Consider the following 11,632-nt stretch of genomic DNA (forward strand, 5'->3'; position numbering starts at 1 on the left):
TCCCTGGTTATTTATTTGAAATAATATTAACCACCCAATTTAAGCAGTCTACTGAGTCAACGATAGACCACGAATGCGGGTGCCTTGTTCCATCTAGTCTATATCCTTTACCAAGTGCAGGTATAAACTCTGCTTCTTTATTTCCATTAAGGTTTAAAAAATTAATCATTCCAGACAGATTAGCCGCATTCATATCGTAATAATCCCGGTTCCTTTCTTTGAGCGCCCATGATATATCTGGATCGCAATATATCCTAACGGGTAAGTTTTTTAAATACTTTGCATTGCCGCCATCTTTTTGCGATCTGGAATACATTGAACACTGAATATACCTTTCAGGATATTGATCAGGTGCACCTCCGTAAATCTTATTGTATTCTTCAACAATCATTTTTGCTTCCCTTAATCCATTCATTTTACCCGGGCTTAGACCAACTTTATCAGCATTTAGCATAAGATCCCTTTTCGCTGTATTATACAGTCCAGCCAAATCAACTGGTGGATCAGCGCCAAAAACTGCTGCTGGAATTATCGTTGTTTTACGACTATCATCTCTTGACATTTCAGTATATCTTAACGCCAGCATACCACCACCGGAGAACCCACCAATAACAAATTTGTTCTTCGGAACGTGATATTGCTCAGCAACCTGATTAAAAGTAGCATTAAGAAAATTAAGAGCCAATTGATCGTCATCTAATCCCCTGTCATTATTAATCGACAACACGATCGTCAAAATATGATGTGCTGTGGCAGATTGTATTAATTTTTTATTACTGTTAATTACACTTTCGACATTTTCGCCAGAAGACGGAAGCAACACCAACGCTCCTTTTACATCAGCTTTTGGTTCAATGGTGTAATAAAACAGTGATTTAGAATCCCCGTCGTTTACATAAATATCTGTACTGTCTAAAAATGTAGCAGGATGCTTTTTAAGGAGCTTAAAAATGGGCTCATCCAGACTCAAAAATTCGTCATCAATATAACGTCCTTCTAATTTAAGCCCCGTTGCAAAAGTTCTTGATCCTGTACCCTGTAATACGCCATCAATATAATTGCCCTCCACTTCGCCGTTTCCTAAATAAATATATTTACCTCTGCCATTTGGTTTTCCTTTGTGCATCAGGCCTATATAACGTGCAGTTTCTTTACCATTTTCATACCAGATTAGAATTCCTGAACCCTCTGCAAAGTCATCTTTGCACTTGCCTTTCCAACTGATACTGTCTTCTGGTGCATAGTTTTCATCCCACACCTTACATCCGTTGTTTAAGTCTTTGATATAAGCTCCATTTACTTTTTGTCCGAATGCGATTAAGGAATTCAAGCAGAAGATTAGTGTGATAACGCTTTTCATAAGAGTTTAAAATGAGCTAGATTAAATATTGACTGCTAAAGTCAATAAGACTTAGAACGATACGAATATAATACTTTTCGGAAATTGTAAACATATCAGTCGTTTGGCTCCTTTTGTCGATGACAGATCGGGTACAGCAATCTGGTATTTACCTGGATATTATGTACGACATGAACAACCCACAAATTACCAGTTTGACAGAAAGGTTCCTAAAGTTTTATGAAATTACGTTGGGTATTATAGGTGGAAAAGAGGAAAAAAGCATCCGTAATAAAAACCAAATTAGATGGTAAGGATTTTGTGGTTAAAAGACATGCGCAAAGCAGAGATTGCACTATGCCAGTGATGGATTGAAGAATGCCATTTCACGCCAAAAAATAAAGGAAGCTTTAATAAACTCCAAAAATGCAAATAAAAAATAGCCTGTTAATTGCCTGCCTCCTATTGATGATTGGGTGCAAGGACAAAAAGTCTCATTTAACTGAAAAAATTGATGGTCAGGACACGATGAAAGTCCTGAAGAAAGATTCTGCAATTATGTCAATGGCAGACACAACGGAATCCATTGTTATAAGTTGCGGATCTGGCTGCGCTATTAGCTACTCGCCTAAGGCTATCATCAGACAAAATGAAACTATCAAAGTTGTTTTCAAAGCCAATATGTACGAGGACGAAATTTTGACTGATAACTATGATGAAACCTACTTATTTTCCTACACAGGTTCTCAAAAATTAGATAAAGTAATCAAAGAAGGCGAAAATGTTGATTTTCTTCAGACTCAGATGCCTGGAGCTCAAAGAGCATTTATAGAATTCGGTGAACATTTAGTAAAAAAAAAAGGTGCTACAAATCTTGATATTGGGGAACACACTGGGAACGGGCATTGACAATCTAAAATTATCTGACTTTTAGAATTTTATAAAAAACAAAAAAAGTAATAGACGCCCCTACCGTCAGGTAAAGGTAAGAATCAAGTAGTACGGCTAACAATTCATCGCCAGTGCTGTACGAGCTCCAGGAAGACACTCTCTCCTGAAATAAATTTAGCATGTTGAAAAACACAATAGCGACGAAAGCTGCTCCGATGACTATTGACAATACTACTTTTCCGAGTTTTGCTCTTTTCTGAATCCATACTATCAAAGGGATCACAAATATGGAAGTGATCGAAAACAACAAAACATCTCTCATGTAGGAGCAATCCATACAAGATGAGGAGGGCTGCAAAGACAAATATTGCGTTGATAAATAAGTTGTTAAAAACACAAGGACGAAAAATATAACGCTGGCAACCAATGTTTTTCCGTACTTCATATTATTTTTTATTCTTTTGTTTGCTGTCAATAATAACGAAAGCTATACAGATTCAGAAATGAACAAAGCTATATTGTTTCAAGGAGGCGCGCACTGTTCCCCGACAGAAGATTTTAGACATAACCCATAGTGTCGTTTATTATTTACAAAATTTACATTTTAATTTACAATTCAAATCGTTGGCCCTTAAGGATATCGAAGTACTTTCGCTGAATAAATTAAAACGGGATAAGCGAGGCACTCTCAATCCAAACACTTTATAATTGGCGAAAAATGCCCATTATAAAGTCAAAATATAAAACCAGAAATAATTGTATTCCTGATTTAAAACATTGCCAATCAGCTATTAATAAACACATTTTAACATGACGAATCAAAAACTATCAATCTGCTCCTTAATTTTATTTATTGCCATTCTGGCATCCAGTTGCCGTGAACCTCAGAAAAAGGAGAATAAAAATGTGGCTCAAGCAAGTACCTTATCCTTACACACCGGCGATGAGAGATATTTAATGATAGACAGTAAGGAAAGTGTCATCAAATGGAAAGGTTCAAGCTTAAATGGTTTAAACGCTCAAGCAGGATATATTTATCTATCAAAAGGAGAATTGAGGATTGAAAACGGTCAGCTCGTGGGTGGTACTGTTGAAGTTGACATGAATACCATTGAAGATAAAAATCATGGGCGTGATAATAAACTTGTTAACCACTTAAAAGATCCTGATTTTTTTGAAGTTAAGCGATTTCCCTTTTCCACCATTTCTATTACCAGGGTTAATTCAGTAAATAGTGACCATAAACAGGTTACTGCGAACTTAACTATTAAAGGAATTACTAAGCCTGTAGCTTTTCAAACCAAAACGGAGATTACGGACGAAACTATAAAAGCGAATGCCAAACTGGTCATTGATCGAACAAAATGGGATGTTCGTTACAAATCAGCAAAATTCTATGCTAATTTAGCCAATCAAACTATGTCAGATTCTATAGAATTCGATATTCAAATCGTAGCAAAAAAATAGGTTGGTTCATTTTTATTTGCAAAAAAACAACTATCACAAACATTTATCCGTCGATTTCGTTGCTCCTATAAATCAAATCATTATGAAAGTATCACACCTGATAGTTACCATTTTCTTTTTGATAGGTCTTCAAACGGCCTCTGCCCAAAATCAATCACCCTACACTTTCAAAAAGCCATCATCCAATGGTACGGGTAAGCTTTACATGGGCAGGGAGATTGCACAGGTGATGAGTTTTGAAGGCGTTGAATGGCTGGAACGTAATAACAGAACGCAAGAAGAAAACACCACGCTGGCCTTGGCGTCCCTACCGCTAAAAAGCAATAGTGTAGTAGCAGATATTGGTGCGGGCTCCGGATTTTACACTTTTCGGGTTGCACAGCGCATTCCAAAAGGCAAAGTATACGCAGTTGAGATCCAGGACGACGCCATTGCTTACCTGAAGAAAAAGGCACAAGACGACCGCCTGATCAATGTGGAAGTCGTTAAGGGAACTGAAAAAGCACCCAATTTACCGGCCAACTCTATCGATCTGGCTTTCATGGTCGACGTATACCACGAATTGCAATACCCAGATGCTTATCTGGCGGCGCTTAGAGCGGCACTTAAGCCCGATGGTCAGTTGCTGCTGCTTGAATACAAAGAAGAGGATCCCACGGTAGCCATCAAACCTGAACATAAGATGAGCGTAAAGCAGGTAAAAAAAGAACTTGCAGCCAATGGCTTTAAGCTGGTCAAAAACGGCACATTTTTACCGCTGCAACATTTCCTGCTTTTTCAGAAAACGGGGAATTAAATATAAAGCTATCAGATTAACACATTACAGAATAGTCGGGTGAAATGGTAGATCATTTTACCTTAATCAAAAACAATTCCTTTCCCGCTGGAGCATAAAATGAAAAACCATTTGATGAATGATAAAAGGCAGGATTATAAAGTTCAGTGGAAGAGCCGGGTTCAGTAACAGTATATAGGCTTGGTTTAAACTCGTTGTGCTTCTCTTTTTCCACTACCAGTTTAGGAACCATAAATTCAAAATTCCTGCCTGCAATACTGGTTTCAAAAAATCCCTGTCCTCGCCAATTGTAAACACTGAAACCACCAGCTCCACCGCCGATAACGTGATAATATTTAATTTTTTCTTGCGGATGAAAATGCAAGAGCTTTACATTTTTAGGAATTTCAAAACTTACTTCTCCACTGCGAAAAACAACATTACGGTATCTGCGACCGCTATCCTCGTCGGGCACATCAGTGTAACCTTTCATTTTTTGCCATAGCAAGTACCATTTTTGATCAGCATAAAAGTAAACTTGTCTGTACCAAACATCATCATTTAGTACTGCGGTGATAAAATAATATTTCGCAGTTGCCTTTATTGCTTTAAGCTTGGCTTCCAGCCTTTCATCCTCCCAGCTGAAATCACCATTCAGCTCAGCTAGCTGACGCCTGGTGGTGTCACCGTTAAGGGGCCAGGTGGTGTAGTACGCATCCTTGGCACTTGTGTAAACCATAAAGTCGTCAATAAACTGTTCCGAATAACCATGGTAAGCAACATAAAGGGAGTCAGTAACTGTACCTATTTTATCTATCTTGTAATAACGGGTATCAAATTTTGTTTCTTCATTAACGTTTGCATCGCAGTCTAAAATCAGTTGGTTGTTAACTGAGGAAAAAATACGAATAGGATTTGGAGATGCAGCGCTTGAAACCACTACCCGCGCAACCAAACTTACTTCGAAAACATCCGATTTGTAATCCGCATTGATTTCTTGAAAGCCAGAATAAATGGCAGCCAAAGGTTCCTTATTCCTTTCTACAACAAGTTTTTCGGCTGGAAAAAAAACATATATTAAAACGGCATTTAGTAACACTATACAAATCCATATCCACATTTTTTTCATTTTCTATTTCCTCAAAATTTGAGCAGCACCATGACCATCATCGCTCATTCACAAATTCGCAATGAATTAGTATAAGTTCGGTCTGGAAATACCCATACCCTGATAGCGAACTTTGTTCATCTCATAATGCATTGTAGTCATTATATTCAGATATTCTTTAAGTGAGTTTAGATCATAAGCTTTGCTAAGACTGTCAACGTTGTTGCATTAAAGTATTGCATCTGCATAAAATCTCCCTTTCCTTAAAAAGAATTCAAATCTATAAACAATAAATCACAATTACGTGATAAAATCATATTTGAATTGGGTGAACAAGATTGTAAGCCAACTACGGTACTTCAAGATTAGTGCTGCGATTTCAAATTGAGTGTAATTGGATCAGCGATTAAGCGTAGGCAAGGTCAATAAGCTGCTTGAGCGCTTTTTTGATCTCTTCCTGACCGGAAGGCTGTTGCAGGTCCACTCCGCAAAAAGGATTCTCCTGCATCTTGGCATGGAGGGTAAGATAATAGACCCCTCCCATCAACAACGCATACATCGCCCTGAAGTTTTTATCACTACCTTCAAAGTGTTTGTCGAAGACCGCACTCAAAACCTGATTACCTATGTTTTCACGTTTCAAATCGAGCTCCTTTAAAATCGGCAATTTCTCGCTAAGACCCCAGGTAATGATCCGGCGCATTTCCTCATTCTTAATCAGACTGTCAAACTGGTTCTCCAGTACATTGTATGCAAGTGTCTTTCCAGCATCCCCCTCGCTAGACAGTACAATATCACCGATTTCCTCTGGACTGATCTTCCAATAGTCATTTGTATTGAGATATTCCTTAACTAAACCTTCAAGGCTACCGAAATAGTCATAAATCAGCCTCCTGTCTACCTTGGCCACATCAGCAACCCTACTGATACTGAGTCCGGAAAAACCATCTTTTTTCAGGATTTCCCCCAAAGAGGTTATCAGGTTCGACTTAGTACGTTCCTTGTTTCTAACCGGACCATCTGTAACTTTCCTTGCCATTTGAATCAACTTTGGTGCAATTTGCATTTTTTTATGTCACCGTCAAAGATTCGCTGAGCAGTCAGACAGCTTTCCTATTTGAAACAAATCAGCCCATTGCTAACTAAAAACATTTTATTAGTTATATCACATATTTGTGATATAACTAATATTTGTTAGTTTTGCCCTTGCCCAGCAATGGGACAGCGTTGCTATCCGCTATTGATATCCAAACATAAACAGCAAAAAACAATATGGTAACAAAAACCCCATCCCCACAGCAAGATCTCAAAACACTAATCAGACAAAGAGATTTTTTTAAAGGCATCCTCATTGGTGTCTGTATCCTTTGGCCATTTATATTCGCTGCCGCCATTTATTTTTATTACAAAAAAGGTAACATTGCGTTGTTTATTCCCTCGATTACTATTTTGATAAGTTTTCTCCCAATCTACCTACGATTGAAAGCTTTGAGCTCCGACATAAAAGCAAAAGAACCCAGCTAACCCGGGATCAGAAAAAATTTATGGAATGATGAAAACGACACATGTATGGGCCTGACAAAGGGCGAAATATGATCATGAACCACCTACGGGAAACGAATCTGAAGATATTGAACCATCACCAGATTTAAGATGCCAATTCTGCAAGGAAGCATGTATAGATGTCTACGATGAGGATTCTTCTTCTGCTCAATTGCTCCGCCTGCGCTCTTCTTCATTTCCGCCCTTGCGATCCTGAGCCTTAATCTGTTGGTTTCCAAAATTGTACCTCACATTTAATCTGATCTGTCGACTATCGTTATAATTATAGTAGCGCTGTAAAATCTCATTGATTACAACCTCTCTTTTTTCTGCTCTTGTCTTAAGAACGTCTGAAGCCAATAACGCAACCTGAATTTTTTTATCCGCTAAAAAAGTTCTCACACCGAGATCAATTCCACCCCTGCCCTTTGTTCTACCGAGCACATTGCTGGTTGGAGAATAATAGTCCAGGCTCAGGTCGGCAAGCCATGTTTTTTTTGCCGTTAAGGTAAGTTGGTTCGAACTGGACAGGTAGGCGCCTGAGCCGCTTCTATCTGCGACCTGTTGCAAAGACGAGGTTGAGCGGTTGTAAAAAACATCAACCTGATTGATCGATTCTAACCAGGATACTGGTTTTAAGGTTATACTGTTGGAGATCAGATATAGCTTTCTTCCGATAAAATTCATGGGCCTGATCACTTGTAGTATTGAGCCCTCCTGCGTGAAATTAACGTCACCATATGCATCATCAGATGAGCTGAGTGAAAGACCTACGTTCCATAAACCTTTGTAGTTATGGGAAAATTCCAGATTGTTGGTGTAAAAGGGCGATAGAAAAGTGTTTCCCTCTGTAAAGCTAAATTGATTGGTGTACCACCTAAAGGGATTGAGTTTTCTGTAAGGAGGGCGTTCTATTCTTCTGCCGTAGGAAAAAGTTATTTTACTGTCTGTCCAGGTTGGCCTGTTGAGATACAGGGTAGGAAAAAACTGAATGTAATCCGTTTTAGTGATATTGCCTGCCGAAATGCCTTCGTTAGCCGTATACTCTGCCCGCAGTCCCATCTGTAGATCCCAATCCCCTACACTGGCAGTAGCGCTGGCATAAACTGCGCTGGTGTTTTCCTTGTAGGAGAAAGTATTAAACTGATCTGGTTCAGGACTGAAAGTGCCCTTCAACAGCGTAAGGAATGACATGCTACTGTTATTTCTAATCAAACTAAGCTTCCCTCCATAGGAAAGTCGAACAAGTGGAAGCGCCTGTTCTACATCTGCCCTTAACGTATAAAGATCAATCTGCTGCCCACTACCCGAAAGAAAGTTCGCATAATCCAGCGGCACTGAACCATTAACTGGATCAAATGTAGTGTTGTCAAAATTTCGCTTTTTATCGTCGTTAAAGCTGAAATAATCGGCGTTAAAGCCGATTTGATTTCCTTTTGTTTTAAACCTGTGCTTAAAAAAAAGACCCGCCGCGTAGTAGCTGGAATTCATTTTTGCTTGGGCATCTGAATTGATCAGTTGATCTATCACGCCTGATGTTAACGTTGAGCGGGAACGAATTACTTCGGTAGAATGAAAATCTGTACTACCCCTGCCCAGGGATGCTCCGATATCTGTTGATCCGGATACACTATAAGCTAAATCTACCAGTCCGGAAGGCACCGTTCTGTAATTCCTATCCCGATCGATTGTATTCCAACTCGAACTTTTATAAAACACTGTGGACTCTGATACCGGAACTAGTGAGCCTTTTCTAAAATTCACACTGGCGTTTATGCTCATTTTACCCTTTTTGTAATTCAGGTTGCCACCCAGGGCTAAGGTTGTAAATGTGGCTTTTGAAAAAGTGCTGTTAACAGAACTTTTAAGGCCTTCATCTGATTTTTTCGTTAAAATGATATTAACCAGCCCTGAACTTCCCTGAGCATCAAAACCGGCTGGAGGGTTTGAGATCATTTCTACTTTTGCAATCGCTGAGGCCGACAAGCTTCGTAGATATTCAGCCAGATCATCTCCGGTAAGCGAGATCTGTCTTCCATCCACCAGGATGCCCGCTGCGCCTCTGCCCAATAGGGAAACAACGCCGTTTTTAACCTGGATGCCAGGGATTTTTGCCAGCAGCTCCAGCAAATCTGTGCCAATGGCAGCTGCACTGCCCTCGGCATTGAAAACCCTGCGATCGGTAAGGGTTTCAATGAGCGCTCTTTTGAACTGCACGTCTACGCTCTCAAGCTGATTTGTTTGGTATTGCATCTGGATGACCACGCTGGTGTCCCTTTCCAGCCTGAGTTCGATCTGTTTCGGTACAAATCCCATTTCAGAGATCTTAAGCAGATAGCTCCCTTTATGCAGTCCGGCAAAATAGAAGATTCCCTCGGCGTTGGGCCTGGTAGAAAGTGCTAAGCTTGCTCCCGCAGCAATCGAAATTGAGGCGCCAGAAAGGGGGTTTCCCAGGGAGTCAGTTACCTTTCCGCTTACCCTGATCTGGGCATAGCACAGGCATGCGCAGAGCATAAGCAGCCCCGACGATAAGATTTTTTTCATTTTTTATCGTTGTTGTCTTAAATAATAATTCGTTAATTATCCTTGGTCTGCCTCCTGTAGTTTTCTACCGAGCCCATAATATTTTCAGCTATCGCCTCCCTTCCCGAAGCGGACAAAAGGAACGTCCGGTCCGCATCGTTGTTCAGGTTGCCCAGTTCCAAAACCACCGATGGTAATGTGTACTGCCGCAGCAGATATAACTGGGGTGTGCGCACTATAGTATTGCCAACCTTAAGTCCGCCCTGATCTAAAGAAAATTGTTTTTGTAGTAGTGTTGTGAATAGCTGTTCTTTTTTTTCCACCACCGCTGATTTGTCGCCCACCAGTATCCGAATTCCGTTTACTTGAGGGGCCAGGGAATCTGTGTGCAGCGAAATGAACAGGTTACCCCTGTTATTAGCCCGCTCTTTCAGCGTCGATTTACTGTCATCATTCCTAGTAAGCAGCACCTTGATGCCTGCCACGCTCCCATGCTCACTGATTCGCCTGGCGATATCCAGTACCAGTTCTTTTTCTTTAACATTTCCCCAGGTGGTCCCCGCATCCTTGCCACCATGCCCGGCATCTACCACTAGGACAAAACCGGTACCTGCGGGTACAGCATATACGAACTTCAAAGAAAAAACCATCATAAGTCCTATTGCTAGCGGAACGGAAAATAGATAGCGCCAGCGCAGGCTATGGATTGTTGTCGGAGCGAACAACATGGAAAGCCTTGACTTTAGCGGATGGGTGCTTAAGGCATGTAAAGGGTAGTTGCTTTGACTTTCCTTTGCCAGATCAACCAGGCTACGCGCATACGCCTTCTGCCCTAACTGCGCTGCCGAAAGTATATCCGCCTGAAACTCGTGCAGCTTTTCCAGCTCCTGTTCATAGATATAGATTGCAGGATTAGCCCAAAGTATCGACCTGCAGAGCAGCATCAGCAATTTATCTAATGAGTGGCGCTGCTCAGCATGGATCCGTTCATGAGTCAGGACTACCTTTTTCTGCAGGTCAGAAAGCTGAGCGTTTTCCAGGAATACTAAGTTAAAAAAAGAACTGTTCCCCATGCCCTTTAACCCGTAAAAGACCTTCAACCTTCCATGCTGTTCAGCTTCCCCCCTCGCCTTTATCAAAACCACCGCGACAGCAAAAAGACCCCTTAGAAAAATCAGCGCTGCGATGAGCCAATAGCCCAGAACCAAAGTATGTATTAGATCGAACGTACTTTCTAGGGCAACACCTGAACCCGTATCAATTTTCCCAAAAGCATGTTGCTCGGTTTCGGGTCCACCCTGAATACTGTTGACCAGTGCAGCCTTTTCGAAAGTGATGTCAATTGCGGGTACAATAAAACTGAAGGCCAGCGCCAGGATTAAAAAAAACCTATTTTCTTGAAAGAAGCTGGTACGCTTGAGTAAGAAATGGTAAAACAGATACAGCAGTGCTGAACAGAGTGATACCTGTGCTAGATAGATCAGTATGCCCATATCAGTCTTTCTCTTCTATCATGCGTTTCATTTCTATGATATCTTCATCGCTCAGGCGCTCCTCCCTCAAAATATACGATAAAAGCCTTTTCGGCGAACTCTCAAAATAACCCGAAATCAGTTTGGCGAAGCTGGTTTTCGTATATTCCTCTTTTGATAGCGACGGATAATATTCATAGGTCTTTCCATAAGCCCTATAGGAAACATACCCTTTTTTTTCCAGCAGCCGGACAATCGAGGACACTGTATTATATGGTGGTTTGGGTACCTCTTCTATGTGATCCAGAATGTCTTTAACAAATGCCTTCTCCAGTTTCCAGAGGATCTGCATGATGCGTTCTTCATTACGGCTAAGTTCTTCCATATCCAAATATAAAATATAGATTCCAAGTATACAACTAATTTTTAGTTGTATAACTAAAAATTAGTTGTATTAAAATATGACAGCGGAGAAAGCATGTTTTGTACGCTCGCCTTTTGGGTTTAATGACCGA

At 40.5% G+C, this 11,632-nt stretch carries 9 protein-coding genes; 3 read left to right on the forward strand and 6 right to left on the reverse strand.

Annotated elements, in window-relative coordinates:
• Positions 1-7 precede the first annotated feature (7 nt).
• Complete coding sequence (locus CLV32_RS00275; protein ID WP_133551327.1) at positions 8-1,360, reverse strand: hypothetical protein; 1,353 nt, start codon at positions 1,358-1,360, stop codon at positions 8-10.
• Between the two features lie 405 nt (positions 1,361-1,765).
• Here CLV32_RS00275 and CLV32_RS00280 point away from each other — a divergent pair, with 405 nt between their 5' ends.
• The 3 genes from CLV32_RS00280 to CLV32_RS00290 all read left to right on the forward strand — a co-directional run bounded on the left by CLV32_RS00280 (position 1,766) and on the right by CLV32_RS00290 (position 4,493).
• Positions 1,766-2,248, forward strand: coding sequence for a hypothetical protein (locus CLV32_RS00280; protein WP_133551328.1), 483 nt, complete (start codon positions 1,766-1,768; stop codon positions 2,246-2,248).
• Positions 2,249-3,040: 792 nt separating this feature from the next.
• Positions 3,041-3,697, forward strand: coding sequence for a YceI family protein (locus tag CLV32_RS00285; RefSeq protein WP_133551329.1), 657 nt, complete (start codon positions 3,041-3,043; stop codon positions 3,695-3,697).
• 82 nt (positions 3,698-3,779) lie between these two features.
• On the forward strand, positions 3,780-4,493 hold the full coding sequence (locus CLV32_RS00290) for a class I SAM-dependent methyltransferase (protein WP_133551330.1): 714 nt from the start codon (positions 3,780-3,782) through the stop codon (positions 4,491-4,493).
• Positions 4,494-4,545: 52 nt separating this feature from the next.
• On the opposite strand, the gene CLV32_RS00295 is transcribed toward CLV32_RS00290, so the two are convergent.
• From CLV32_RS00295 to CLV32_RS00320, 5 genes are all read right to left on the reverse strand, one after another.
• Complete coding sequence (locus CLV32_RS00295) at positions 4,546-5,592, reverse strand: hypothetical protein (protein WP_133551331.1); 1,047 nt, start codon at positions 5,590-5,592, stop codon at positions 4,546-4,548.
• 394 nt (positions 5,593-5,986) lie between these two features.
• Positions 5,987-6,619: a TetR/AcrR family transcriptional regulator gene (locus tag CLV32_RS00300; protein WP_133551332.1), complete on the reverse strand. Its 633-nt coding sequence runs from the start codon at positions 6,617-6,619 to the stop codon at positions 5,987-5,989.
• Between the two features lie 671 nt (positions 6,620-7,290).
• Positions 7,291-9,666 carry an outer membrane beta-barrel family protein gene (locus CLV32_RS00310; protein ID WP_133551334.1) on the reverse strand — a complete coding sequence of 792 codons (2,376 nt, stop codon included), beginning with the start codon at positions 9,664-9,666 and terminating at the stop codon, positions 7,291-7,293.
• A 32-nt stretch (positions 9,667-9,698) separates the two neighbouring features.
• Positions 9,699-11,138 carry an N-acetylmuramoyl-L-alanine amidase gene (locus CLV32_RS00315; protein WP_133551335.1) on the reverse strand — a complete coding sequence of 480 codons (1,440 nt, stop codon included), beginning with the start codon at positions 11,136-11,138 and terminating at the stop codon, positions 9,699-9,701.
• 1 nt (position 11,139) lies between these two features.
• Positions 11,140-11,502 carry a BlaI/MecI/CopY family transcriptional regulator gene (locus CLV32_RS00320; protein ID WP_133551336.1) on the reverse strand — a complete coding sequence of 121 codons (363 nt, stop codon included), beginning with the start codon at positions 11,500-11,502 and terminating at the stop codon, positions 11,140-11,142.
• Positions 11,503-11,632 lie beyond the last annotated feature (130 nt).

It is taken from the genome of Pedobacter duraquae (assembly GCF_004362245.1).
GTDB lineage: Bacteria > Bacteroidota > Bacteroidia > Sphingobacteriales > Sphingobacteriaceae > Pedobacter > Pedobacter duraquae.